Source organism: Paenibacillus sp. FSL L8-0333, from assembly GCF_037965665.1.
Lineage (GTDB): Bacteria > Bacillota > Bacilli > Paenibacillales > Paenibacillaceae > Paenibacillus_AQ > Paenibacillus_AQ odorifer.
Genome location: NZ_CP150186.1, coordinates 2,768,139 through 2,793,435, shown reverse-complemented (window position 1 = coordinate 2,793,435; position 25,297 = coordinate 2,768,139). Strand labels below are relative to the sequence as shown.

Sequence of the window (25,297 nt, the reverse complement as noted above, 5' to 3'; positions counted from 1 at the left end):
CTTTTCCACCTGTTCATGACAAATGTATTCAAGGTCGTCCAATAATATCACCCCTATCCAATTCCCCTTTTGCGCGAATGTCCTAAAGTATGGCATCATAGAGAGGTGAGCATAGACGTCTTCGGTGTCCTTATAAGGACAGGTAAGCGTTTGAGCGAGAAATATAAGATATAAGTATTGTATGAAACTTTTACTTTCTTATATTTAAGAAATTCATTTCACGGCGACAGGAGAGCTTTATCATGGCATTAGACGGCATTGTTACCCGAGCTATCGTGCACGAATTGCAATCATTCATAGGTGCACGTATAGGAAAAATATATCAACCGAACAATCACGATTTAATTTTTAACCTGCGCGGCGCAGGTGGCGGCGGCAAGCTGCTGCTCTCTGCTAATCCAACGTATCCTCGGGTGCATTTTACCGAAAGAAACAGCATTAATCCTTCGGAAGCACCCATGTTCTGCATGCTTATGCGGAAGCATTGTGAGGGAGGGACCATTGAAAGTATTACGCAGGTAGGTATGGAACGAATTATTCACATAAACGTCAAGACTAGAGATGAGCTTGGTGACGTCTTTGCCAAAAAGATCATCATAGAACTCATGGGTCGACACAGTAACATCATTCTTACTGATCTCAGCTCTGGAACGATCATAGACGGCATTCATCATGTAACTCCATCGATCAGCAGCTATCGGATTGTGATGCCCGGCATCGCATACACAGAGCCGCCACAGCAACATAAGCTGAACCCTTTGGAGATTGGCCAGGAGCAATTTCTCAATTTAATCTCGGCTGCTGAAGAAGCTGCACTGATAGAGGATGATGAGGAGGCTGAGCCAGAAGAAATCATTGAGGGTGAGCTTGCTAATCTGATCACAAAAGAAGCAGTAGAGCAAAAACCTGACGGCTCTGGCGGTCCTTCTCCCTCAGCTGACCCCGTGGGCTGGATGGTACATGCTTTCAGCGGAATGAGCCCACTGATTGCTGGTGAAATTGCTCTTCGTCTGAGAAACACCCTGGATAAAGGCGTTACAGAATCCGAAGCAGCATTTCCGACACAATTATGGGTTGCCTTCCATTCCGTAATGGGATCCGTACGCGATAACGAATTTTCTCCTGTTGCAGGTGCAAACGCAAAAGGTAAGATGATTTTTTCTGCGATCCCCTTAACACTTCTGGGTGAGAGTGCGAAACATTACAACTCCATCAGTGAATGTATGGAGGATTATTACGGGGATAAAGCCGAGCGCGATACTGTAAAGCAACGGGTGAGTGATTTGATCCGCTTCCTCAGCAATGAACGGAGCAAAAACGTTAAGAAACTCGCTAATTTGCAGAAGGATCTCGACGAAGCTCAGGATGCTGATCGTTACCGCATTTGGGGTGAGTTGCTTTTCGCTTCATTACACGCGGTATCCAAAGGGGATAAAGAAACCTCCTTGGTCAATTATTATGATGAAAATCAGGCGGAAATGGTGGTTCCGCTCGATCCGTTATTAAATCCTTCGGACAATGCACAACGTTATTTCAAAAAATACAACAAATATAAAAACAGCCTGCTTGTCATTAATGAACAGCTTTTGAAGACGCATGAGGAAATTCTGTATATGGAGAGTCTGCTGCAGCAACTTGCCCACGCTTCCCTCAACGATATTGAGGAGATCCGCGACGAGCTTGTAAGCCAAGGTTATCTGCGAGACCGGAGCAAAAAGGGCAAAAAGAAGAAAAAGGCCACCAGACCCACATTACAGGTCTTCACCTCTTCAGAAGGAATCGATATTTATGTCGGCAAAAATAATTTGCAGAACGAATACGTCACCAATCGACTGGCTTCTCCGAATGATACTTGGCTGCATACCAAGGACATCCCCGGATCACACGTGGTCATCCGAAGTGAGCAATTTGGAGATGCAACGCTGGAAGAAGCCGCTCAGCTTGCCGCTTATTTCAGCCAAGCCAAACAGTCCAGCAGTGTGCCTGTGGACTGTACATTGATCCGCTATGTACGTAAACCAAGCGGTTCCAAGCCGGGATTTGTAATCTATGATCATCAAAAGACACTGTTCGTCACACCCAATGAGGAAAGAATTAAGAGTCTTCCAAATACTTTGAGAAGCTAAATACTAGATATAAAGAAACCTCCAGCTGCAGATGTTGAACATCTAAAGCTGGAGGTTTTTTATAATTCGCTCCGCACTAATTTCATGCCTTTTTGTTTAAAAACTTCAGTACTTCTGTAGAAACCGTAACACTGCCGATATCCCCGTGAAAAATCACGCCTTGACGGGCACCATGAAAGTCAGAACCTCCGGTTATTAACAGATTATAATCCTCAGCCATAACTTGGTAACGTTCTTCTTCCGCAGGTCCATGATCAGAGTGATAGACCTCAATCCCTTTAAAAGCGCCTTGCTCCAGAATATCTCGCACCAGAAGGTCATCCCCGTACAAACCCGGATGGGCTAATACTGGAGACCCTCCTGCCTCAATGATCCACTCGCAAGCTTCCTCCGGTGTGATTCTAGGAGGTGACACATAGGCCGCTGCACCCTCGGCCAAATACTTGTTGAAGGCATCTCTCATATCGGTAGCTGCCCCAAGCCGAACCAGCTCGTCGGCAATATGTGGGCGGCCGATGCTTTCATCAGGCTTCAATTCCCGCCCGATCCCCGCTATAACCTGTTCCAAGGTAATCGCAATACCAAGGTCTTGCAGCTTGGTAATTATCGCTTCATTTCTAAGTGCCCGGGTATCTCTTAGCCCTTCCAAACGTGAGAGAAATTGTTCATTCTCAGGATCAACATAATAGCCCAGCACATGAATGTCTTTGCCACCAGCACGCGTACTGATCTCTACACCAGGCACAACGGTTATTCCGTACTTATCCCCTGCTTCACAGGCTTCCTTCACGCCAGCCACTGTATCATGATCCGTAATGGCAACAGCGCTTAGCCCCTTCTCCTTAGCAAGCCGTACATTCTCCGCTGGCGGCTGCATGCCGTCAGATGCTTGAGTATGGGTATGGAGGTCGCATACATCCTTCGCAGGTAGGTTGCCTGCATTCTCCCACTCTTCCCGCAGAATCCCCATTTTTATGGCATCGTAGTATTCTCCTCGCACGATTCGTGCTTTACGGACGCGAGCTTCCTCCACCATGCCACATTTCGCTGCCAACCCGATCATTCTTTTATTCCCTGACCAGGTGCCTATTCCAAGACGGACTGTATCAAGAGAATTAAATAAATAATCTATCCACATCTTAAACGCTTCCGTACCGTAACCACCTGACCAATAACTAGAATCAAAGATTACTATGCCAATCTCCATCCAGTTGGTTTCTTGCGATATCCAGTAGCGTCCTACTTTCCCCTTTACCTTGCCGTCTATTTCTATGATCAACAGGTTACGCGGGGTTTCCGTCTCAACTAACGCCAAATGACCTATGTAGTCCTCGGTAAACTTTTCGAATCTTTGATGTGCCAAAGATTTATAAGGACCATCCCATTTCAAGTGTTCACGGTCTTCAGCTTCATGATAGTGATAATAAAGCTTCTGAAAATCAGCCTCTGTAATATCGCGCAATACTAGCTTTTCTCCACGTAGAACAATTGACATTGTGATATCCCCCGCTTTAACTATCAGATTTCATTCGAATGCTCACGCAAATAAGTCAGGAAGGTTACTGCAGAAATTGGCAGCAATGTTGATTTTAAATGAATGGCGTAGAATTGTCTTTTAAAAGAGGCATCGGAGATATTCACAATTTTCAACAGTCCAAGCGCAACTTCATGCTTAACCGAAGAGGTCGATATGATCGTTATGCCAAGACCTGCTTCCACCGCTGATTTCACAGCTCCCGTACTTCCAAGCTCCATCACGATCTTCATTGTTCCCGGATCAAGTCCCTTGGAGAACAGCTGCTCTTCCATCACACGCCGTGTTCCTGAGCCCTGCTCACGCAATACAAAAGGATGCTGAAGCACTTGCTCCAAGGTAACCTCTTGCTGCTCCGCAAGTGGATGATCATATGGCACGATCAACTTCAGCTCATCCCCCATCACGGGCTCGATCTCCATGTCCGGATGTGTGACCGGGGCTTCAATTAAACCAAAATTCAGTTGATGCTTGAGGATTTCCTCCATAATTTGCGAGGTGTTCATCACTTTCATCATAATTGAAATGTTAGGATATTGCTTTCCGAAAGGGCCTAACAGCCGTGGCAGCACGTATTCTCCTATCGTAAGACTCGCCCCAAGCTGCAATCTCCCTTCCAGCATATGTGTGAATGCTGACATGGCTTGATCCGTCTCTCGCATCAGCAGAATACTGCGTAGCGCGTATGGCATTAGAGTGTGCCCTGCCTCAGAGAGTACGATTTTTTTGGTGGAACGATTAAACAATTTGGTGCCAAAATAATCCTCCAGCGCCTGTACCTGCATGGTCACAGCTGGTTGAGTCATATGTAAAGTCTGCGCCGCCGCCGAGAAGCTTCCCCGCTCGGAGACCGTATAAAAAATATGCAGCTGGTGAAAGTTCATGCTTCGCAACTCCTTATATTACAAGAAGAAACGTCGTTGCCGTCCTTTAAAGACGACAATCGTTTCCCGTAGAAATCTAAGAATATTATAATTGTGCAGTATATAAATTCTTATATTTTCAAAAAGGACATGCAGACTCGCCGCATGCCTCTTGCCCGTTTCTTTATAGACTATTTGCGTCTTCGCTTCTTCTTCGACAGCTTTGTACGGTGAGAATTACGCAGCAGTGAAAAATAGGTCTTTAAATCTCTCAGCTGTGGCATCACCGAGATTCTACCAAGAAACGAAACGATGATCATAGAATATAATGGCTGGCCTGAGAGATCTCTCTCACCTGTCAATTCCGTAAACTCAGCGATTACTACAGAGTCATCGTCAATTAAATATGCGTTATAATCACTGCTTGAAAAGGGCTTGATCCGATTCTGCATTAGGCACTGCCACATCCATGCAGCGACCTCTTCGGCATTGCTTGCACCATTGCTGATGCGGTCCATATAACGGCTCTTCGCATGATTTGTTATAACGATGTCGGCGACCCTGTAATCGTTCAGCATGATGTGGAAGGGCTCATAAGTGCTGGGCCAATCCATCCCCTTGTTGCGCATCATCATCACACTCCACCATAAGGGTCTTAGTATGCACTTAATGTTGTCATCTTACCTCATTGCCGAAAGTTGTACAAGTTTCTCCCCTTGAGAGTAATGGCTTTTTTTGTAAATAAGCATAAAAAAAACAGGCGCTGTTTAAGCGCCTGTTTATCTCCTGGAATCACATACTGTAATTACGGGACTTGTCCGGTCCATTACTAGTATACTCTGTCTTAATTTCGTTACGATAAGATCTTTCAATCTTTCGTACATAGGAGAGTCTGCGGACATTCTTCATAACTTCCTCGGCCCGTTCTGCATTTACATACATAACTGCATAATGCATTTTCCGAGAAACATAATGTAATGTTCCGTATTTCTCAAGGTTACGTGCCGCTTTAACGTCACTTACCCAAATGATGTATCCTGTCCGTTCCGCAAACATAAGCTAAACCGCCTTTCTCTCTCTAAATCCTAAGGGAAGCTTATCCGCAGGAGCATTTTCCCCCGCTGCCGCATCCACCTTTAGGGGAAGGATCATTACTTGGTACTTTAATGCTATCTGATACTGAAAAAGCAATCGCTTCCGACATGGAATGCAGAATGTCGTCAAGGGTCTTCTCTGCCAGCTTGAAACGAACAACTTCTTCGAACTGCTCCAGTTCCGCTTCTACTGCCGAAACCTCATCCTTTGCTGAATGATAATTCGGGTGGAAATGTCCGAAACGCTGTGTTTCTTCAAACAGCTCCTTCTTAGTCTGAAGTCGTTTGACCATGGCCTGAATTTCGGGGTTCGTATCAACCCGCCCTTTCCAGTATAAGTAATCCGACACCTCGGCGGATTGATTAATCATATCGCCTAATTCATAGGCGTATGTCAGTACTTCAGCCATATCGACCGTATTTATTTCAGCTACGCTCATGAACTCAGCTCTTTTCTTCGTTAATGATCTACCGATTCAGTAGACTTTTCTATCATACCATAATCACTCGCTTGAGCAGAAGAGGAATTTCTTCGTCCTTTGGGAATAACTAACTTCATTTCCTTCCAGTCTTCCGGAGTGAGCTCTATATCTTCAACCGTTTCACCATCATGAAAGAGCAGTTGTCCGGAAACTCTCCATGGATTCCCACTTATGCGTGAAGGGATAAAATCTAACATCTGATCCTTTAGTGCAAAACGCACCTTGACTCCCCATCTTAACCCTTGCTCCATCACCTTTTGTGCAGTCGAGCTATGATAATGCCGCCATTCTTTGCTCCAGATCTGCGGTACATTTTCTCCACCGAAGAGAATCTCTTCCTCCTGTTCAGGAGCAATAACCGGCAGGTTAAGAAAAGGATTCCCTTTGGACAGCAATCCTAGTTCTACATTCAGCTCTGGAAGAACATACATTGCTTCGGGGTTTCCTGTTTCATGAGGAAACAAACACCACCCTAGGTTTGTTTCCTCTACCTGTCCTCCAATGATTCTGGAAGGCGCTAACCCCGCGGAGTACAGCTCTTTTCGTATCTGTTCCATACATTGCGGGTCCACTATGAAATGTAAAGGACCGATACGTTCAAGGTTCTCCTGTAAACGCGGGTGAGCTGCGATAGCAGCTCCATCTGCTTCCGTCTGACAGGTCAAAATAATTACTTGGGTGAGTGAGGTACGGCCAATGCTTTTTGCCCATTGCTCAAGAGACATTTGAACCACCAAAGGAAGCCCGCCTAGTGCATGCTCACTTATCCATGAGATGATGTCATTCGGTGACATTCCACGCTCAGCTGCAAGTTCCAACCTCTCTTTCGTCAGCCGGAAGCTCCATATCGTATCACTTTGCTGGAGCTCAGCGCAGCCAGCCAGTGTCCATCGTACAGAATAGGGGACCTCTGGTGGAACCAGCACCTCGAAATCCGGCTGCACAATAAACTGTTCCTGTGTATCTCCAGACCCAACAGCAGCGAATGATCCCCTCTCAGCAGATAACATTGGCTTAGCAGCGGTCCAGCAAAAACACAACATACCCTCAGCGGTTTCTCCCAGCTCGCACCAGCCAAAGCCTGTTAAACAACGTAACCAGTTCAAGCTTGATTGTTCAAGCTCATTACGGGCAACGGTACCTGTGAGATTAGCATCCATCATCCAGTCTAATAGCGCGGGCAGCATTATCCATTTCCCGGGGATAAAATCTGCATTTGAGATTATATAACGAAAATGTTGATCGGCAGGTCCCACGCATCCGCAGCGATTAATTACAATTCCATAGAGAATGTCACTCATCGTCGCTTCAGGAAGCTGCAGCCAACGATCCAATAGCTCCATATCAAGCGTGTACCCGGCGCTCTGCCTGCGAATAAGTCCAAGAAACAGCAGGATATCCACCGTCGCAATGACAGAAAGAGTTTTCTGTTCCTCTAAAAGAGAACCCACGGAGAGCCATTGCAAATGCTCCTCGCCAAAAGAGAGCTGCGCCGCTAAGCGGTTTAGGTGCTTTTTATGAATAATCCCCTTGGCTGTCAGCGGCAGTCCTTCCCAAGCGGTGAACAGCAAAGCCCGAAACAGATCTATCGCCAGTCCGGCCCCCGCCTCCATGGTAAGACTCACTAAATGCCCGGCAATGAATTGCGGCTGATACGGGAAAAATTCTTGTTCAATTGCCGGTAGTTGATCAACCGGAATCTGATACAGCTTTTCGCCCAAAATTTTATGCCTTGCAGTTAACAGCCCCTCGCGGCGCAATTCGTTCATTGCAAGCTTTTGCTCAGCACGACAAAGCGCCACAGGGCGCAATCGTTCTTCTTTCCCTTCTTCAAACGGCTGGGCAGCATAAGCTGCACATAACCGCTTTAAGACCTCTAATGCTTCTGTTGATAGCTGGTTCAATGAATGGTTCGCTCCTCTCCACTCGGCATCTTTTTAACGACATATTCATAACCCTGCTCAGTCAAAAACATCCGGCGGCGCAAAGCGAAATCCTGTTCCCGGCTATCTTCAGATACCAGTGTATAAAAATAGGCTTTATTCTCCCCCGCTTTTGGACGGAGGATTCGACCTAGTCGCTGAGCTTCCTCCTGCCGGGATCCATAAGCTCCCGAGACTTCAATAGCAATCGACGCGTCAGGTAAATTCACCGCGAAATTCGCTACTTTTGACACCACCAGTACCTGTATATCTCCCTCGTTAAAAGCCGCATATAGCTCGTCTCTTTCACGCTGCTTCGTTTTGCCGGTAATTAAAGGTGCCCCGATCCTGTCAGCCAGTTCACTTAACTGGTCGAGATATTGTCCAATAACCAGTACCGAAGAGCCTGCATGGACCTTTAGAAGCTTGGCTACAATCTCAGCTTTGGCAGGATTGCATGAAGCCATACGAAATTTTTCTTTTGCCGCCGCGTACATATATTCTTGTTTAAGCTCCGGATTCATGGGCACAATGATCTCTACACATTCCACTTCAGCGATCCAGCCCTGCTGCTCCAGCTCCTTCCAAGGCAGATCGTAGCGTTTCGGTCCGATTAAAGAGAACACATCCCCTTCCTTCCCGTCTTCTCTAACCAAAGTGGCTGTAAGCCCCAGTCGACGTGTAGCCTGAATGTCTGCTGTAGCCCGAAATACAGGCGCTGGAAGCAGGTGAACCTCATCATATATAATCAAGCCCCAATTGCGTTCGTTAAACAGCTTCATATGGAGAAACGGACCGTCTTTGGACGAACGATGGGTTAATATTTGATAGGTGGCAATGGTAACTGGCCGCACTTCTCTTTTTTCACCGGAATATTCTCCCACTGCCTCCCCGGCCAAATCTGTTCGCTCCAGCAGTTCATCCATCCATTGCCTTACGGATGTTGTATTTGAAGTTAAAATTAAGGTTTCACATTGGAGACTTTCAAGTACTGCTACTCCTACAATTGTCTTTCCTGCGCCACAAGGCAGCACCACCACACCGCTTCCCCCTTGTCCTTCTGTCCCTTGAAACAGCTGAACGGCCTCCTGCTGGTATTCACGTAAGCCAAATGAATCGTTTGCCGTATCAGCCTTGCAGGCATCGAGATTCTCCTTCCAGGTCAAGCTAAGCGCTTGTCCTTCATGATATCCGGCGTAGTCGAGAACTGGATAACCCAATCTCATCAGCTCTTGTTTCAAAAGCCCTCTATTCTCCGCAGGACACGAGCATTCCAGAGGATTTATTCTCAGTAGACCCAACGCTTTTAGACCTTGTTCATCACTCAATTCATCCAAAAGCTCAGGAGCATCCGCTCTTAACATAACGACCTCATTCCGAGTCTCTTGGCCATGAAGAGTCAGCTTTCCATATCTGGACAAAAGAGTTTCGATTTCCTCCTCCAGTCCTGTGGGAACACCCCAGCGTGCAAGGTGATGCAGGTTAGTGATAATCTCCTCAGCAGTATAATTAAGCGCAGCCGCATTCCAAAGAGATAACGGGGTAATTCGGTAGGTATGGTAAGCAGGAGGACTTTTTATCAGCTCCGCGAAGGTCCCTAGCTTTTTCCTTGCCACCTCAAAATCCGGATGAGCACATTCCAGTAAAATTGTCCGGTCCCTGCGCACGATGCAAGCTCCTGATCCATTCATAGTTTTTCCTCCCTAGTGTTCATGTAATTTAAGCTTGCGCTATGTAATTTTGTTTATTTTCATATAACAGGAAAAAGCCCATCCCCGCATAACGGTCATGAGCTTCCCTATCTGACTATTTAATGTAAATGCTGCTGCGAAATATCATGGAGTGCTTCACCAGCTTCATCCGCAAAAATGTCGCGCACAGCCAGATCTCCAATCGACACTACGCCCACCAGCTTCTGGTCACGTGTCACCGCCAGCCTGCGGATTTGCCAGCCAGCCATTAACTCTGCAGCCTCATCTACTGAAGTATTCTCCGAGACGGTCTGAATCTCTTTACTCATTACAGTTTCCACTGAGGTTGAACCAGGATGTTTAGCCGCATAACCTCTAATCACGAGATCGCGGTCAGTAATTACGCCGATCAGTGTCTTATGTTCTTCATTATCAACAACAGGTATAAATCCAGTGTCATAATCTCGCATTTTCACGGCAACTTCATACACATTATCTTGCAGCGTAACCGTTGCAGGCTCCTTCGTCATAACCTCTTTCACTGTCTTCAAGAATGAACCCTCCTAATCATGATCTCCATGTTATGGGAATAGGTTCTCCTCTATGAAACGAAATTATACGATTGTGTTCTCACGCATACAGGAATTCGCCATAGCAATGAGCAGCTTCATTCCGTGCAGCATGGCATCTTCGTCAAAATCAAATTTGCTATGATGATGTGGATAGTCAGCCTCTTTATCCGGATTTCCTGCACCTACAAACATAAAGCAGCCCGGAATCTCCTTAACATAATAGGCAAAATCCTCAGCTGGCATCAGCTTTTCCATCCGAATCACCTCAACAGATTCTCCTAAAGCCGCTGGGGCCACCTCGAAAAACCGCTGAACTTCACCATCGTGATTTACGAGGGGAGGATATCCCATTACGTAATCTATCTTAGCTTCTGCCCCGTAAGCGCTGGCAATAGAAACGGTCATTTCTTCGATTCGCTGGCGTATCAAATGCTGTGTCTCCTCGTCGAATGCCCGCACTGTCCCTGTGATCCGGCATTGCTCGGCAATGACATTCTGGGCGAATCCCCCTTGAATGGTTCCTACACTGAGTACAGCAGGCTCCAGCGGGTTCACAGAGCGGCTTACAATGCTCTGGAGCTGGGTCACCAGCGCCGCTCCCGCCACGATGCTATCAATGGTACGGTTCGGCATGCCGCCGTGTCCGCCTTTGCCAATGATATCTATAAAAAACTCGTCCGCAGACGCCATCAACGGTCCCGGAGCACTCCCTACAGTTCCCATAGGCAATGGAGTCCACAGATGCAGACCATACACCGCATCCGCTCCTTCTAACATGCCTTCGGCGATCATCCCCTGCGCCCCTCCTGGGCATACTTCCTCTGCGGGCTGAAAAAGAAAACGCAGCTCCCCTTCCAGCTCCTCAAGCCGACTGCTGTAGTAAGAGGCTACACCGAGCAGTATGGAAGTGTGGCCATCATGTCCACAGGCATGCATTACCCCTTCATTTTGCGAAACGTAATCCTTCTTGTTCTCCTCTTTAATAGGTAGGGCGTCCATATCCGCGCGAAGAACAACGGTTTTCCCCGGCCGCTTCCCCCGTAATATGCCAAGCACACCATACCCTGTCCCGCTTTTTCTGACTTCAATTCCGAATTTGGCTAACTTATCTGCTATAAATGCTGACGTTTCCTTTTCATGAAAAGACAACTCCGGATGACGATGCAAATGGCGTCTCCATTCCACGATCTCCGGCATGAGCGAATCAACCGCTAAGCTCTTCATAAGTTCTCCATCCCCTTCTCGATAAACCCGCATCCATAGCAAGCGATAGCAGTCCTGTTCACTTTGTTCCAGCCGCGAACGACTATAATTCTTTTATTGTAGCAGAAACGCAAAAAACTGGGTATTGTTAGGCACTGCCTACTCTTGCACAACCTTTAGAAACATACTATCATGAGGTAGAACATCAGCAATCGGATCAGAAATTCATCATTATACTTCATAAGGGGGATATGCGTGCTATGATTTTTGAGAACACGGGCCTCGTAGGATTGAAGAGTGATCTTCTCTATCTGGACGAGAGTGCCACAAAAGCTGGCTTCATCCGCTGGCAATGGGAATACTATCGTGCCACTTACGACTGCAAAATTGAAGACCCACAGGATGGTGGCGAATACTTCCTACGCATTAACACTCGCGCTGTCGAGGGAAAGCTAGAGAAGTCTGATGCCGTACTTGCAATTGAAGCCGTATACTTAGGAAAAGCAACCTTCCCTCATGGCCTGGAATATGAATCTCCGGTGCCAAAACCAGTATTGGACACTGCTGCTAAGCGGATTCTTGAATTAAAGCAGCTGTTAGAGGCTTGAGTAACAGAAAGGGAACGACGAAACAAAATGTCAGCCTGCCCAAAAGAGGAACACCCGATTTCCAACTACTTATCTTAACACTACTACTTGTGGGTTTCGGTCTAGTCATGGTCTTCAGTGCTAGCTCAAGCTTAACATTAGCAAGCTCGAAGTTCGGTAATGACCCTCTATATTTCATTAAACGCCAAGTGATCTGGATCGTACTCGGAACCGTTGTTATGTTTATAGCTATGAACATTCACTACAGTAAGTTTAAGAAGTGGTATGTACCTATTTTTATCATCACCGTTATTCTTCTGCTCGTGGTAGCCTTCTCTGAAAAAATTAATGGTGCCAAGAGCTGGCTTAGTATCGGGAAACTTGGAATTCAACCCACCGAATTAGCCAAAATATCGATTATCCTGTATATCTCAGCACTCATCACCAAAAAAGGTGAACGGTTTAGAGATTTCCGTACAGGATATATCCCTGTAATGGTTATCGTGGGTATTGTTGCCGGACTTATAATGATGCAGCCGGATTTAGGTTCTTGCCTCATTCTCGTAGCTACCAGCGGACTTGTTATTTATGCCGGTGGTGCCAGCATGAAGCATATTCTGGGCTCTATAGCACTGCTAGTGCTGGGTGTAGGACTAGTTATAGGCGCCAAAGCAGCGATTGATTCCTTATCTCCATCCGATAAAGCCACTGACACTCAGGATTATAGAAAAGGTCGTATCGTTGCCTTTTTAGATCCTTATCAGGTTGCTGAGGGTGATGGTTATAACATTATTCAATCCTTAACCGCTCTTGGCCAAGGTGGAGTAAGTGGTTCCGGCTTCGGCAAAAGCATTCAAAAGCTGGACTATCTAAAATACCCTTATACGGACTTTATCTTCCCCGTAATTGGTGAAGAGTTCGGCTTTCTAGGGACCTCCATATTTTTGATGTTATATCTGTATTTTATCTGGCGGGGTATTCTAATCGCTTTAAGGTGTAAGGATCCCTTTGGTACGCTCGTCGGAATTGGGATTATGGGCCTCATAGCCATTCAGGCCTTTGTCAATATCGGTGGTGTAACCAATACAATCCCTCTTACCGGCGTTACCTTGCCGTTTATCAGCTACGGGGGCTCTTCACTCCTTGTCAGCATGCTGTGCATGGGAATTATGCTAAGCATCTCAAGAGAAACCAACCTTCCTGCCAAAGAGGAAGTAACGAAATCTGTAACAACGGTTAGACAGGTTCGTTCCCGGTAAGCTTTATAAAGCCGGAGGTTAGGGGATATACACATAAAAAAGCAGCCCAGGGAATTAACCTTGGACTGCTTTTTTGTGTACAAGTTTTTTAAGAGATTTCATCATTCTTGAAAGCTACGCCTTCAACTTTGACATTTACCTCAACAATATGAAGTCCAGTCATGCTCTCCACAGCTTCACGTACGTTCTGCTGAAGCATCCGGCACACTTCGTGGATCGGTGTTTCATAGAGAACGATAATTCGTAGATCTACTGCTGCTTCCAGCTGTCCTACTTCAACGGTAACGCCCTTCTGAACGTTCTTACCGCTTAGACGTTTCGCCCAGCCTTCTGACAGGCCACCAGACATGGCTGCAATTCCCGGAGTCTCCAAGGCAGCCAAACCGGCAATTTTTGAGACGACGTCATTTGAAATTCGTATATTTCCCATTTCCAGTTGAAGTTGTTCTGCCATGCCATATCCCCCCTACACTCATTATCAATTATTGTAATTCCAAAACAGGCTAAAAAGCAAATCACTTTATCGCTTTCTCGTTTACACCTAGGAACAATTTGGGTATATTGATTATGAATTCAATCTAAATACATAGATAGGAGTGTCCTTTACATTGAAAAAATGGATTTCACCATCACTGATGGGTATCACCTTTATCCTTAGTGCAATCGGCCATTATGCCGATTGGGATCATACCCTGCAGTTCATTCTCTCAGCAATCGCTGTGGTGTTTGTGGCTGGATTTCTCGGCCGGGCTACTGAAAGTGTAGCTCATTATGCCGGACAGCGACTGGGCGGCTTCCTTAACGCCACCTTCGGCAATGCTGCTGAGCTAATCATTGCCTTCTTCCTGGTCAAGGAAGGATTGTTCGACATGGTCAAAGCCAGTCTTACCGGTTCTATTATCGGCAACCTGTTGCTTGTTCTAGGATTGAGTATTTTCGCCGGCGGGATGAAGTTCAAAGTTCAGAACTTTAACGTAACCCTTGCCGGAATGAATGGCTCCTTGATGATCGTTGCCGTCATTGCCTTATTTGTTCCCGCTATGTTCTTTACCACCCACTCTATTACGGAGAAGGATACAGATGTGCTCAGTTTAATCGTTGCCGGGCTGCTCATCGCTTCGTACATTGCTTGGCTAATCTTCTCCATGATCACGCATAAGAAACATCTAGAGGACGTTACAGAAGAGGGTAAAGAAGAGTTAGCCCATGAGCATGCCCCTGCATGGTCCAGAAACAAATCCATCCTTTATCTAGTGCTTGCCACCGTAATGGTAGCCTTCGTGAGTGAGTGGCTGGTAGGGACGTTAGAGACTTTAACAGAACGTTTCGGATTCAGCGAGCTGTTTGTAGGTGCGTTCCTCGTAGCCATCATCGGTAATGCCGCAGAGCATAGTGCAGCCATTATGCTGGCCATGAAGAACAAAATCGGTGCAGCCGTAGAAATTGCAGTTGGAAGCAGTCTCCAAATCGCCCTGTTCGTAGCACCTGTCCTAATCTTCGCCAGTTATTTCATGGGTGATACAATGGACATTGTTTTTACGACCATTGAGATTGTCGCCATCGGTGTAGCCGTCTTTATTGCCAAATCAATTACCCAGGACGGCTCGACTAACTGGTATGAGGGCCTTTTGTTATTAACTGTTTACCTGATTTTAGGAGTCTCCTTCTATCTCGTATAATTATTATTAACCATTGTACACAACAAAAAGCGCACATGAGCGATTCGTCCTCATGTGCGCTTCTATAAATACTTAAGAAACCGATATTTATTCTTCTTTCGCTTTGTTGTTCAAAGCCTCGTAGAGTACTGCTAAGTTACGCTCCAGCTTACTTAGTACCATTTTACCAGTAATTTCTGGGACCAAACCTGCTCTAACCGCAAAATCCACTTCTCTGGAGAAACCGTACATCTGGGTATCCAGCACTTCCTCATAGAGAGGGCAGTAGCGTGTTGCCAGATTCTCCATCTGCACTTCTATAAGTTGCTGAATTTTATCGGCATCTTCTTGTAGAAGATTGATTGCTTTAAGATTATACTGTTCCTGTAATTCCGATGAAGTCATGCCTCTATCCCCCCCATGTCCAAAAGTTAAGCTGCTTTTACTATTTTACTTAATATTAGACGAAATCCGGTATCAATACAACAATTCAGTTTATACTAACCATATATTTAAAAGAACCTGCTGCGTTATCCTATCAAGTTTCATATCTACTTCTAGAAAAAACGCCCCACCGAAAACCGGTAGGACGTTTTTAGCACGACTATTACTCAGCAACAACTGTGAATTTCAAACCGTGTTTTGCAAACACTTCAGTCATTGCCTTCTTAGCTTCTTCAGCATCTGCCCCATGAACATGAAGCTCATAGCTCTGGCTGGATACCAAAGTAGTGAACAAACCAAGGATACTTTTAACATCAATGTACTTGTTGTCCGCTTGAAGAACGATTGAAGAGTTGAACTGGCCTGCCGTTTGGGCAATATCGACAATTGCCGCATTGTTACTGGACATAGAAATCCCTCCGCAACTTGATTATAAAACTTTAGTCTTTTGTTATCATTTCTTATGATACATTGAATCCGCTTACTTGTGCAAGGAGTTTTCTTGTTATTACATTTTATTTCAAGTTTTCAGGATTCAGACCTTCGAGTTCCGGCAACACAAAAATTCCATCCTTACGGATCAATACATCGTCAAAATAAATTTCTCCGCCGCCATAATCTGGACGTTGGATCAACACAAGATCCCAGTGAATGGAGGAGCGGTTACCGTTATCTGTAACATCATATGCTTGTCCTGGCGTAAAGTGCAGGCTGCCTGCGATTTTTTCGTCAAAAAGAATATCATTCATCGGGTGAAGAATGTAAGGGTTAAACCCGATAGCGAATTCGCCAATATGACGTGCGCCGTCATCTGAATTCAAAATCTCGTTCAAACGGGCGGAGTCATTGCTGGTGGCTTCAACAATTTTTCCGTTCTCGAATTTGAATTTGATATTTTCAAAGGTCACTCCATTATATACTGACGGTGCATTATAGCTGATCGTTCCATTTACAGAATTGCGAACTGGGGCGCTGTAAACCTCGCCATCCGGAATATTTTTTTGCCCGGAGCATTTCTCTGCACCGATTCCTTTAATCGAGAACTTAAGATCTGTTCCAGCACTCAAAATATGTACCTTATCCGTTCTGCGCATGAGATCAGCTAAAGCATCCTGAGCCTTGTCCATCTTGGCGTAATCCAAATTACACACTTCGAAATAAAAGTCTTCAAACGCTTCAGTGCTAATATTCGCAAGCTGAGCCATGCTCGCATTCGGATAACGCAGCACTACCCACTTCGTGTGCTTCACACGTTGTTCACTGTGCACTGGATGGGAGTACAACGAGTTATACAATTTCATATTTTCTTCAGGAACATCAGACAGGTCATTCACATTCTCACCTGCACGAATCCCGATATAACAATCCATTTGCTTCATCCGGTTCAAGTCAATTTCAGCCCATGTCTGAAGACTCTCACGAGTTGCGTATTTAAGCATGCTGCGCAGGACTGTACGATCTGTTAATTGTACAAAAGCATGACCGCCGGCTTTGCCGATTTCCTCTACAACTGCTTTAATTAAATCTCTTTCATTGCCAATCATTTCGACGAGCACGTTCTCGCCTGGCTGGACATTTACGGAATAACCGACTAGGTTAGCCGCCAGCTTTTGAATTCTGGGATCTTTCATTGTGTATTCTTCCTTCCTCTGTCTAAAAAATAAGCAAGCTTTTCTATTGTAGCACGCCCTGTATGGAGCGCAAGACCTGTAGCATAATGTGAAAATCAACGAAAGCCTGAAAAATTTACCTGTGATACATAAGTTTCATTATCAGATTTATTCCCCGCTTCCAAGTAGGTAACCTTACGATTTAAGGTGAGCTTTCTCGGCAGATTATGTTTTGTATCAACCGTTAAATGGTAGACTGTCTCAACATTAGCTTGTTTCAGCTTTTGCTGTAATTCATTATTTTTCTTCTCCCACAGCTCCACTAAAGCTTGCGTAACCGCCTGATCGTTCTTTGTTATTTTTCCAGCCGAATCAGGTGTTTCAGGTCGAAGGTCTTGCATCTCTTTTTCTAATTCAGCAGTCAGCTGCTTTCTGGCCTCAGCAGGCGTCAGCTCGATCCGCAGCACATTTGTCCCTCTGCCTGCACCCGCATCTTCAGTCACATTAGCCTCCATGGATTGCAGCTCCTCCAGCTGTTTTAACGGATTAAGCAAAGCAAGCGGATTTCCGTCCTCAGATGAACCTTCAGTGGTCAACGCTACCCATTCCCCCTCTTTTTTCTCTAGCTGACTATGGAAAGCTTTCATAGAAGTGATGCCGCTTTTTAAATCTTTAGCGCTATTAGCTGCTTTTTTTGTGGATGAGGATTTATCAGGAAGCAGTGTATACAGATTGACCTTCTTATGGTCCTGTACTGTGCCTTCGTAAAATATCATGGATTCCGGAACGGTCTTTCCACCTTTTGTAAGCATGGTTGACCCTTTAAAAGTAACCCCATCGCTGCCCGTTATACCCGCTAACACCAAACTTAGATCTTTCTTGGCTGGTTTGTCTCTAATAACGCTGCAACCGCTGTTGAACACGCAGGACAAGGTAAAAATCATAAGAACTAACCCCTTTAGTAACAATGACTTTCTCACGGTCATCAGGCCTTTCTTGGAGTATTTTACTTTACAGCCCACTATAGGGTTCTCCCTTCCTGCGCGCCTTATACAGATGCAAATACGTTGCTGCTATCGTTTTCCATACATTGCTCTAACTTATGCGCGTTCGTCGCTTGCTTTCGAATGTCAGTACATACCACCTTCAGACTCACGAAGTTACCGCTGCCAGTCGCCGCACCGTTGTCGCTTTCGGACACAGCTGACCTTAATTACAGTATTTTGCGATATTTCGTATGCCAACGGACTCCATTGCAGCTATTGATCCGAAATGCGTCCGATATGCCCCTCTTATTAAGGAATAGCGTCTCCGGAGTCCGAAAACATGCTTAAAAAGCTAAAATCACGCAAATAACGTCATCTGAGTCCGATGCACGTTGGATGCTGTGGACGCAGATGAAACGCGAAGCTAACGTGCAACACAAAGAGCAGCATTTCTCCAATATCGGAGAACCGCTGCTCATGTGGGAGTCAGATACTGATTTATTAGCGTCGACCTATCTTAAATGTGCGTACATTTAAGATATAGACTCAATTAGGTAGTCGCAATCTTGTGCGCATACAAAGTCACCGTAAGCATGGAGCCATTATCAAATGTAATGCGGTGGTGCATAGGAACCTACTTCACTCTCACCTTCCTTTTTCAGAACTATTCAATGTGTCCATACATATTCGCTAATGAATCCGCGTGGTGTCGATAGTTAATGCGAGACTTACAGCGCCACAGTCCTGGCTAACTAAAGATATGCACAGTAACTCCCTAACGGACACAACTGACCCTTAACGCAGCATTTCCCGATATTTCCCATACCAACGGACTCCAGCGCAGCTATTGACCTCAAAAACGCACAATATGAGTCCTTTTCCAAACAATAGCGTCTCCGGAGTCCGAAAACATGCTTCAATGGCTAAAATCACGCAAATAACGTCATCTGAGTCCGATGCATCGCAGCAGGATGATAGATACACAGTCGAAGCAGCCAGCCATCTGCCAAAACAAAAAGCAGCGACTCTCCAATAAGGGGAGAACCGCTGCTCTGCTATCTTTTTTTACTTATGAGGCAATCCCTTCACACCACTGCCATTCTCTTTAGTGTCAACGATCACCTGGTTACGCCCATTGTTCTTAGCTTTATACAGTGCCATATCCGCTCGATAGAACAGGGATTCCACGCTTACACGTTCGTCCATCCAGCTCCATTCTGCTATACCGCAGGACACTGTTACATTAGGTTCGGTTTCGTTCATCACCCGCTTGCGAATACGCTCAGCCACATTTACTGCCTGTTCTACTCCCATTAATGGTAAATAGACCGACAGTTCTTCTCCGCCCCACCTCGCAGCAATATCACCTTGTCGGATGGAGGACTTCACAATTTCACTGACCTCTTTTAAAATCTTGTCACCCTTTTGATGACCATAGGTATCATTCACCATCTTGAACTGATCGATATCCACAACGATTAAGCAACCGCAAAAATCTGTAGACTGCCGTTCCTTTATTTCTTCGTCCAGATAATGACGAGCATAAAGTCCAGTTAGGCTATCTCTGTTCGCTAGACGTCTAACTTCGGCATGCAGCCTTGCGTTCCCTACAGCAAGTCCAATATGCCCCGCCATCGCCTGAAGCAATCTGTAATTGTCATAAGAGAAATAATGGGCATCGCGATGCGCCAACATGATGGCACCACGCACTTCACCACCTACACTTAAAGGTGTGGCAATCAGCGACTGCGACCCGGTAGCATTCATTAAACGAGAAGTAGTGTTAGGATTATCTATGTAGTTAGACATGATTAATGATTCCCCAGTAGTATAGACCTTCCCGCCTAAACCTTGTCCTACTTCTAAAATTTCATTTTGCAAGGAGGAATGATTGCAAGCAATAACCTCTAGCCCGCCCTTTTCTTCGTTCATATGTAAAATACAGCAGTAGTCTGCGCCAAACATCTCTAACAGCTCTTCAAACGCAAATTGAAAAATATCCCCTAAACGCAAGCTCTGATTCAGCCGTTGTGTAAGTTCATTACTCATACGCAGCTCACGAATGAGCTGATTGGACCGTTCATACAGCTTGGCATTCTCAAAAGCAGTACCTGCGGTATCCGCCACCATCGAGAGAAAACGTAAATCTACATCCATAAAGATCGAGTTATCCATCACCATGTGGAATACGCCATAAACCCCTTGCTTCCCGCCTAGCGGAAGACCAATTTCTACAATGTGTTGATCTTCAGTATTGGTGTTCAGAGCAACACGGCCGTCTTTAAATGCTCTAGCGCAGACATCATCACTGGACATCTGAAACGGTAAAGGTTTGACCTGCGGATGAGTGCTGCGGTGATCTTGCGACATAAACAGCTCAAGCCTGGCACCAGGGTACATTGCAGAAATGCTATCTATAACCTCCGTAAGCACGGCGTTCACATCAATATTGTCATGCATCCGCTGAACGATCTGAAATAACAAGGAGCGGCGATTGCTCTCACGTTCAGCATGTAGATGAACACTCGCAAGATCAGTTACAAAAATATGTTCAAACTTATGATAGAAAATGGTCCGGTACTGCAACGATATAGCCTCAGCAGTATCTCGTCCACCCATTAAATATTGTTGTGTCGGCATAGCACAGCCCAGGAAAGCAAAAATTTCTTTGTCAACGCGAGTGATGAGCGGTATAGTAAAAAAGCTCATATCCTGACCTTGCACCGTCAGTTGAACAGATGAGGTTGTGCCGGAAAGTAAACTAGCTGCCGCCGCCTGCTCCCATTGGTGCCTCCATCGTTCTTGCTGATCGGCAATATTAGCAAAATATCTGCCTTCAAAATTCAGTACACACCAATCCCATGATTTAGCGAACGGTAGAGCCTCTAGCCCATCGATCCATTCCTCGAAGCTGTCTGCAATCAGATTGGCCAAATATGGGAAGTCATGGGACACTATTTCCGTTTCCCTAAGCCAGGCGGTGGGATCTTCGGAATCTCTACTAGCGTGCAATTTGTCCTGTATCAGCATACGACTGTCTTTATAAGCGTATGCTTTCTGTTCTGACATAACGAAGATCCCCTTTGCTTCTCAATTAAGAAAAAAAACCTTCCCAATTAACATCTAATTAACTATATTTTACTCCCTTTCTTTGTGTATTGCATTATATTTTCCTTATTTCCGGGATTTTTTTTAGGACCAAAGAACTAACGACAAAGAATGACAAAAACTCTTTTAATATGCGCTTGACTTTATATACTACTTTCATATAATATTTATTGTTGAACAAGACTGTAACAAGTCTTACTTGGGCGTAACGTTGTGTCACCCTCACGCATTTCGTTACTGCCAGGGCAGCGGCTGAACTTCCCTGGTAGTGTGGAAGCCAATAATGCTAATCACGGATACGAAATGCGGCGCAAATAGAGCCCTAACCTGAAATTTCAAATATAAAGGAGTCTACTATAACATGGCACGTTACACCGGACCTAAATTCAAACTCAGCCGCCGTCTGGGCATTTCCCTTAGCGGTACAGGCAAAGACCTGAAACGCCCTTTCCCACCAGGACAACACGGCGCTAACCAACGCAGAAAAGTAAGTAACTACGGAATGCAGCTTTTGGAAAAACAAAAACTGCGTCACATGTACGGCTTAGGAGAGAAACAATTCCGTACTCTCTTCGCTAAAGCACAAAAACTTCCAGGTCTTGCGGGCGAAAACTTCATGTTCTTGCTTGAAAGCCGCTTGGACAACCTAGTTTACCGTCTTGGATTTGCTAACTCCCGTGCTGGAGCACGTCAGTTGGTCTCCCACGGACACGTAACTGTAAACGGCAAAAAAGTCGACATCGCTTCTTACCGTGTAAGCTTGGGCGACGTTATCGGTCTTCGCGAGAAGAGCCAAGGCATGGCTTCCATCAAAGAAGCTCTTGCTAACCGTAACCACCTTCCAGCTTACCTGGAATATGCTGAAGGATCTTTCGAAGGTAAATATATCCGTTTGCCAGAACGTTCCGAGCTTTCCCAGGATATCGATGAGAAACAAATCGTCGAGTTCTACAACCGTTAATATCTCGCTTTTAGCGGGTATGACCGAAGCCTCCGGATTAATCCGGGGGCTTTTTGTTATGTCTATATTCTAAATTCCAAGCCGTTTGTTGCCTATTACGCTTTCGCAAATCATACCCTAAATTACTTTATTTATAATTTTTGCACAAAAGTCGAATCTTAAGACCATGAGAATCAGGTAGAAGCGCATTCAAAAACGCCAATTTATGCTATAATAATTCCGTTAAAAGGAGGAATTATCGTCGATGGCTCAAGAGAACAAGAAAAAAAACGCTAAGAAGCCTTCACCCCGCAGATCCGCCCTAAGCAGGTTCGGTTCTGTAGTTAAGTGGATGTTTATTCTTGGAATAATAGGCGTTCTATTTGCCGGTGGTGCTGTAGCAGGCTATGTCGCTTCCATTGTGAAGGATGAACCTGTTCGCTCCGAAGAAATGATTCAGCAGCAGGTCAGTCAAAATGCGATCACCGGATTCGCTTATTTCCGAGACGGCGCACCGATCGGCCAGCTTCGGACAGAAGAAGACCGAAGGCTCATTGAATTCAACGATATCCCCCAGCTTATTATCGATGCAGTTCTCGCAATAGAGGACAATAATTTTAATGAGCATAATGGCGTGGATTTCAAAGGCACCTTGCGTGCCGTCAAACAAAAGCTTCTCAACGAATCCGTTCAGACCGGAGGCAGTACACTCACCCAGCAGCTCGCAAGACGTGTATTCCTGAATCTGGATCGGACAGAAGATCGTAAAGTAAAAGAAATTCTACTTTCTCTTAGATTGGAACGCTTCTTGACCAAGCAAGAAATATTAACGGCTTATCTAAATAAGGTTCCTTTCGGCAATGGTTCGAATGGCTACAATGTTTTCGGGATTAAAGCAGCAGCCAAGGGGATATTCGGTCTAGACGATCTGGACAAATTGAATGTCGCTCAAGCAGCGTATTTGGCTGGTCTTCCGCAGCTCCCTTCTGCTTATTCTGCATTTAATGGCATAGGTGAATTCAACGAAAAAGCTTTCAACAGAGCTATGGACCGCCAACATCTTGTACTTCGTCGTATGCTTGAGGAGAATAAGATCACTACCTCTCAATATGATGAAGCCCTTAAATTTGATATCAAGAGTTCTCTGGCGCCACATACCAAAAAAGCCTATGCTACATATCCATACCTGATGATGGAGACTGAGCGTAAAGCATCCGAGATCCTTCTATCATTGAATGAAGAGAAAAATGGCACAACGGATGCCAATAGCACTACTGACAATGCCGTGTTACTTGAAGAAGCAAGACAGCAGCTCATGACCGGCGGTTATCGAGTCTACACAACTATTGATAAAAAAGTTTACAATGCAATGCATAGTGTCTCAGAAGACAGCAATAATTTTACTAAAGACAGCAAAACCAAAGGTATGGAACAGACGGCTGGCATGTTAATTGATAACAAAACGGGAGCCATTCTCGGCATGATTGAGGGCCGCGACTTCAATATTGAGCAGATGAATTATGCTACCCAAATGATCCGTCAGCCCGGATCGACTATGAAGCCAATTTCAGCTTATTTACCAGCCTTAGATGCAGGGCTGATTCAGCCTGCCGGGATTGTGGATGACGCGCCAATTATTCTAAAAGACGGCGGAAAAGGATTCCATATTCCCAAGAATGCCAATAACCGCTATCAAGGTCTGGTCACTGCCCGTTACGCACTTAATAAATCGCTCAACTTGCCTGCGCTTAAGCTGTTTAATGAAAAGGTCGGAATAGAGAAATCTTGGGCCTTTACTAAAAAGCTGGGGATCACCACCCTCACAGATGATGATTACAGCGCGCAGACTGGGGTTATAGGCGGTCTCAAATACGGTGTATCCGTAGAAGAGTTAACCAATGCCTATTCCGCTATCGGCAACCAGGGAGCCTTTAATGATGCCTACATGATTGAGAAAATCGTCAATTCAGAGGGCAAAATTATCTATCAGCACAAGGTTAATCCTGAGCAAGTATTCTCTAAGCAAACAGCTTACCTAATGACAGATATGCTGCGAACTGTAATTACAGAGGGTACAGCCAGCACCGTAAAAAGAGCATACAAACACTCTAAAGAAATTCCGATTGTCGGTAAGACTGGATCTACCCAGAATTATGGGGACGTATGGTTTATGGGCTACACTCCTGATGTCACATTGGGAATGTGGGTCGGTTACAAAGAGCAAATCAACACCCTTACGGGAGATACACAAAAACGTCAAGCCCAAACATTATGGGCAAAAGTATTGAATGCTGTCATTGATAAGCAGCCGGAACTATTCGTCACAGACAAATTTGCACAGCCTGAAGGAATTATCAAAAAGACAGTTTCAGCATATAGCGGCAAACTGCCAACATCTCTGACTGATAAATTCACAACGGATATATTTAATACAAAATATGTGCCAAAAGAGAGCGACGACGGGATTTCCAAAGCCAAGTATATTACTTACAAAGGCGTCAATTATATCCCGTTGGAAGGTACTCCAGAGGAGTTCCTAAAGGAAAAAATTGTCGTTAAACGTGAGAAGCCGATACAGGAACTCGTCAAAGAACTCCTGGCTGCCTTCCCTAAGATGAAGGATCATAAATCACTGGAGTATTATATGCCAGCCGATGCCAAGACGGATTTCCCAACAGAAGTTGATCCACGAGTGGACGACGGGGCTTCCCCTGCTGCTCCTGGAAATGTTAACGTCTCTTATAGCACTGGTAAAGCGGTCATCAGCTTCTCCGCTAGCAGCTCGGCAGATGTTGTGGGATACCGCTTATATCGTTCATTAAATGGAGGTTCTTTCCAAAAGCAATCTATACTCATGGCAGATGAGAACAAGGTATTCACGCCGGGTACACCGGCAAGTGCTAATGCAACCTTCTATGTAACCGCCGTGGATGTTGCAGGTAATGAGACGGCTTCTGGCAGCGTTGCTGGAGGGATTACACCAACACCAGAAGCAACTCCTACACCTGATCAACAACCTGGCACAGAGCCGCCTACAGAGCCTGAGACGACACCAGGAGACATTATTGAGGATCCAGGTAACATTCTCCCGCTACCGACGGAAACACCAGCCGGTGGAGGTAACAGTACTGGGGGCAGTAATAATCCCACAGCAGGTAATAATGCAGGGACACGTTAGCCCAAAGATTAATAAATAACTTTACACAGCAAAACACCGT

21 protein-coding genes and 1 pseudogene are annotated in these 25,297 nt (G+C 45.4%); 6 read left to right on the top strand and 16 right to left on the bottom strand.

Annotated elements, in window-relative coordinates:
• Positions 1 to 242: 242 nt before the first annotated feature.
• On the top strand, positions 243 to 2,126 hold the full coding sequence (locus NYE72_RS12280; protein WP_076141711.1) for an NFACT RNA binding domain-containing protein: 1,884 nt from the start codon (positions 243 to 245) through the stop codon (positions 2,124 to 2,126).
• An 82-nt stretch (positions 2,127 to 2,208) separates the two neighbouring features.
• Here NYE72_RS12280 and NYE72_RS12275 read toward each other — a convergent pair whose 3' ends face one another.
• The 10 genes and pseudogenes from NYE72_RS12275 to NYE72_RS12230 form a co-directional block, all read right to left on the bottom strand.
• The gene (locus tag NYE72_RS12275; RefSeq protein WP_076141744.1) at positions 2,209 to 3,096 is read right to left on the bottom strand and encodes a PHP domain-containing protein; all 888 of its coding nucleotides are present in this window, start codon (positions 3,094 to 3,096) and stop codon (positions 2,209 to 2,211) included.
• Between the two features lie 72 nt (positions 3,097 to 3,168).
• Positions 3,169 to 3,621, bottom strand: a pseudogene (locus NYE72_RS12270) (GNAT family N-acetyltransferase); the annotation flags it as partial.
• Between the two features lie 23 nt (positions 3,622 to 3,644).
• Positions 3,645 to 4,544, bottom strand: coding sequence for a selenium metabolism-associated LysR family transcriptional regulator (locus NYE72_RS12265; RefSeq protein WP_036686171.1), 900 nt, complete (start codon positions 4,542 to 4,544; stop codon positions 3,645 to 3,647).
• A gap of 170 nt (positions 4,545 to 4,714) precedes the next feature.
• Positions 4,715 to 5,152, bottom strand: a complete 438-nt coding sequence (locus NYE72_RS12260) for a hypothetical protein (RefSeq protein WP_036686574.1) — start codon at positions 5,150 to 5,152, stop codon at positions 4,715 to 4,717.
• Positions 5,153 to 5,315: 163 nt separating this feature from the next.
• Positions 5,316 to 5,579 carry a YlbG family protein gene (locus NYE72_RS12255; RefSeq protein WP_036686170.1) on the bottom strand — a complete coding sequence of 88 codons (264 nt, stop codon included), beginning with the start codon at positions 5,577 to 5,579 and terminating at the stop codon, positions 5,316 to 5,318.
• A 40-nt stretch (positions 5,580 to 5,619) separates the two neighbouring features.
• Positions 5,620 to 6,057: a YlbF family regulator gene (locus tag NYE72_RS12250; protein WP_036686168.1), complete on the bottom strand. Its 438-nt coding sequence runs from the start codon at positions 6,055 to 6,057 to the stop codon at positions 5,620 to 5,622.
• Between the two features lie 20 nt (positions 6,058 to 6,077).
• A complete protein-coding gene (locus NYE72_RS12245) occupies positions 6,078 to 8,003 on the bottom strand; it encodes a helicase-associated domain-containing protein (protein WP_076141712.1) in 1,926 nt (641 codons plus the stop codon).
• Positions 8,000 to 9,712 (bottom strand): DNA repair helicase XPB, encoded by a 1,713-nt coding sequence (locus tag NYE72_RS12240; RefSeq protein ID WP_076141713.1) that lies wholly within the window; start codon positions 9,710 to 9,712, stop codon positions 8,000 to 8,002. The genes NYE72_RS12245 and NYE72_RS12240 overlap by 4 nt, the downstream gene beginning before the upstream one ends.
• Before the next feature lie 119 nt (positions 9,713 to 9,831).
• Entirely contained in the window at positions 9,832 to 10,263 is a 432-nt protein-coding gene (locus NYE72_RS12235) for a CBS domain-containing protein (protein WP_036686162.1), read from the bottom strand.
• Positions 10,264 to 10,326: 63 nt separating this feature from the next.
• A complete protein-coding gene (locus tag NYE72_RS12230) occupies positions 10,327 to 11,508 on the bottom strand; it encodes a M20 family metallopeptidase (RefSeq protein ID WP_076141714.1) in 1,182 nt (393 codons plus the stop codon).
• Positions 11,509 to 11,747: 239 nt separating this feature from the next.
• On the opposite strand from NYE72_RS12230, the gene NYE72_RS12225 reads away from it, so the two are divergent.
• Together NYE72_RS12225 and ftsW are read left to right on the top strand one after the other, a co-directional pair.
• Complete coding sequence (locus NYE72_RS12225; RefSeq protein ID WP_036686159.1) at positions 11,748 to 12,095, top strand: YugN family protein; 348 nt, start codon at positions 11,748 to 11,750, stop codon at positions 12,093 to 12,095.
• Positions 12,092 to 13,333 carry a putative lipid II flippase FtsW gene (gene ftsW, locus NYE72_RS12220; protein WP_080742469.1) on the top strand — a complete coding sequence of 414 codons (1,242 nt, stop codon included), beginning with the start codon at positions 12,092 to 12,094 and terminating at the stop codon, positions 13,331 to 13,333. The genes NYE72_RS12225 and ftsW overlap by 4 nt, the downstream gene beginning before the upstream one ends.
• A gap of 88 nt (positions 13,334 to 13,421) precedes the next feature.
• On the opposite strand, the gene NYE72_RS12215 is transcribed toward ftsW, so the two are convergent.
• The gene (locus tag NYE72_RS12215; protein ID WP_019911482.1) at positions 13,422 to 13,787 is read right to left on the bottom strand and encodes an Asp23/Gls24 family envelope stress response protein; all 366 of its coding nucleotides are present in this window, start codon (positions 13,785 to 13,787) and stop codon (positions 13,422 to 13,424) included.
• Between the two features lie 154 nt (positions 13,788 to 13,941).
• On the opposite strand from NYE72_RS12215, the gene cax reads away from it, so the two are divergent.
• Complete coding sequence (gene cax / locus NYE72_RS12210) at positions 13,942 to 15,012, top strand: calcium/proton exchanger (RefSeq protein WP_038570286.1); 1,071 nt, start codon at positions 13,942 to 13,944, stop codon at positions 15,010 to 15,012.
• 87 nt (positions 15,013 to 15,099) lie between these two features.
• On the opposite strand, the gene NYE72_RS12205 is transcribed toward cax, so the two are convergent.
• The 5 genes from NYE72_RS12205 to NYE72_RS12185 form a co-directional block, all read right to left on the bottom strand.
• Positions 15,100 to 15,396: a YlaN family protein gene (locus tag NYE72_RS12205; protein ID WP_036686156.1), complete on the bottom strand. Its 297-nt coding sequence runs from the start codon at positions 15,394 to 15,396 to the stop codon at positions 15,100 to 15,102.
• A 202-nt stretch (positions 15,397 to 15,598) separates the two neighbouring features.
• A complete protein-coding gene (locus tag NYE72_RS12200) occupies positions 15,599 to 15,844 on the bottom strand; it encodes an HPr family phosphocarrier protein (RefSeq protein ID WP_036686154.1) in 246 nt (81 codons plus the stop codon).
• 106 nt (positions 15,845 to 15,950) lie between these two features.
• Positions 15,951 to 17,066 carry an aminopeptidase gene (locus NYE72_RS12195; protein WP_076141715.1) on the bottom strand — a complete coding sequence of 372 codons (1,116 nt, stop codon included), beginning with the start codon at positions 17,064 to 17,066 and terminating at the stop codon, positions 15,951 to 15,953.
• 95 nt (positions 17,067 to 17,161) lie between these two features.
• Positions 17,162 to 17,989 (bottom strand): hypothetical protein, encoded by an 828-nt coding sequence (locus NYE72_RS12190; RefSeq protein ID WP_076141716.1) that lies wholly within the window; start codon positions 17,987 to 17,989, stop codon positions 17,162 to 17,164.
• Between the two features lie 1,107 nt (positions 17,990 to 19,096).
• Positions 19,097 to 21,100 carry a sensor domain-containing diguanylate cyclase gene (locus tag NYE72_RS12185; protein ID WP_076099563.1) on the bottom strand — a complete coding sequence of 668 codons (2,004 nt, stop codon included), beginning with the start codon at positions 21,098 to 21,100 and terminating at the stop codon, positions 19,097 to 19,099.
• A gap of 400 nt (positions 21,101 to 21,500) precedes the next feature.
• Between NYE72_RS12185 and rpsD the strand changes: the two genes are divergently transcribed.
• Both rpsD and NYE72_RS12175 read left to right on the top strand, forming a co-directional pair.
• Positions 21,501 to 22,100: a 30S ribosomal protein S4 gene (rpsD, locus tag NYE72_RS12180; RefSeq protein ID WP_036686147.1), complete on the top strand. Its 600-nt coding sequence runs from the start codon at positions 21,501 to 21,503 to the stop codon at positions 22,098 to 22,100.
• A gap of 244 nt (positions 22,101 to 22,344) precedes the next feature.
• Positions 22,345 to 25,257 carry a transglycosylase domain-containing protein gene (locus NYE72_RS12175; protein ID WP_051491442.1) on the top strand — a complete coding sequence of 971 codons (2,913 nt, stop codon included), beginning with the start codon at positions 22,345 to 22,347 and terminating at the stop codon, positions 25,255 to 25,257.
• The last annotated feature ends 40 nt before the right edge of the window (positions 25,258 to 25,297 follow it).

Coding starts and splice junctions, on each gene's coding strand:
- rpsD (WP_036686147.1), top strand. CDS start 21,501: ATGGCACGTTACACCGGACCTAAATTCAAACTCAGCCGCCGTCTGGGC.
- NYE72_RS12200 (WP_036686154.1), bottom strand. CDS start 15,844: ATGTCCAGTAACAATGCGGCAATTGTCGATATTGCCCAAACGGCAGGC.
- NYE72_RS12250 (WP_036686168.1), bottom strand. CDS start 6,057: ATGAGCGTAGCTGAAATAAATACGGTCGATATGGCTGAAGTACTGACA.
- NYE72_RS12275 (WP_076141744.1), bottom strand. CDS start 3,096: ATGGGGATTCTGCGGGAAGAGTGGGAGAATGCAGGCAACCTACCTGCG.
- NYE72_RS12225 (WP_036686159.1), top strand. CDS start 11,748: ATGATTTTTGAGAACACGGGCCTCGTAGGATTGAAGAGTGATCTTCTC.
- NYE72_RS12255 (WP_036686170.1), bottom strand. CDS start 5,579: ATGTTTGCGGAACGGACAGGATACATCATTTGGGTAAGTGACGTTAAA.
- NYE72_RS12185 (WP_076099563.1), bottom strand. CDS start 21,100: ATGTCAGAACAGAAAGCATACGCTTATAAAGACAGTCGTATGCTGATA.
- NYE72_RS12265 (WP_036686171.1), bottom strand. CDS start 4,544: ATGAACTTTCACCAGCTGCATATTTTTTATACGGTCTCCGAGCGGGGA.
- NYE72_RS12195 (WP_076141715.1), bottom strand. CDS start 17,066: ATGAAAGATCCCAGAATTCAAAAGCTGGCGGCTAACCTAGTCGGTTAT.
- NYE72_RS12190 (WP_076141716.1), bottom strand. CDS start 17,989: ATGATTTTTACCTTGTCCTGCGTGTTCAACAGCGGTTGCAGCGTTATT.
- NYE72_RS12280 (WP_076141711.1), top strand. CDS start 243: ATGGCATTAGACGGCATTGTTACCCGAGCTATCGTGCACGAATTGCAA.
- NYE72_RS12215 (WP_019911482.1), bottom strand. CDS start 13,787: ATGGCAGAACAACTTCAACTGGAAATGGGAAATATACGAATTTCAAAT.
- NYE72_RS12205 (WP_036686156.1), bottom strand. CDS start 15,396: ATGACTTCATCGGAATTACAGGAACAGTATAATCTTAAAGCAATCAAT.
- NYE72_RS12260 (WP_036686574.1), bottom strand. CDS start 5,152: ATGCGCAACAAGGGGATGGATTGGCCCAGCACTTATGAGCCCTTCCAC.
- NYE72_RS12240 (WP_076141713.1), bottom strand. CDS start 9,712: ATGAATGGATCAGGAGCTTGCATCGTGCGCAGGGACCGGACAATTTTA.
- NYE72_RS12175 (WP_051491442.1), top strand. CDS start 22,345: ATGGCTCAAGAGAACAAGAAAAAAAACGCTAAGAAGCCTTCACCCCGC.
- NYE72_RS12230 (WP_076141714.1), bottom strand. CDS start 11,508: ATGAAGAGCTTAGCGGTTGATTCGCTCATGCCGGAGATCGTGGAATGG.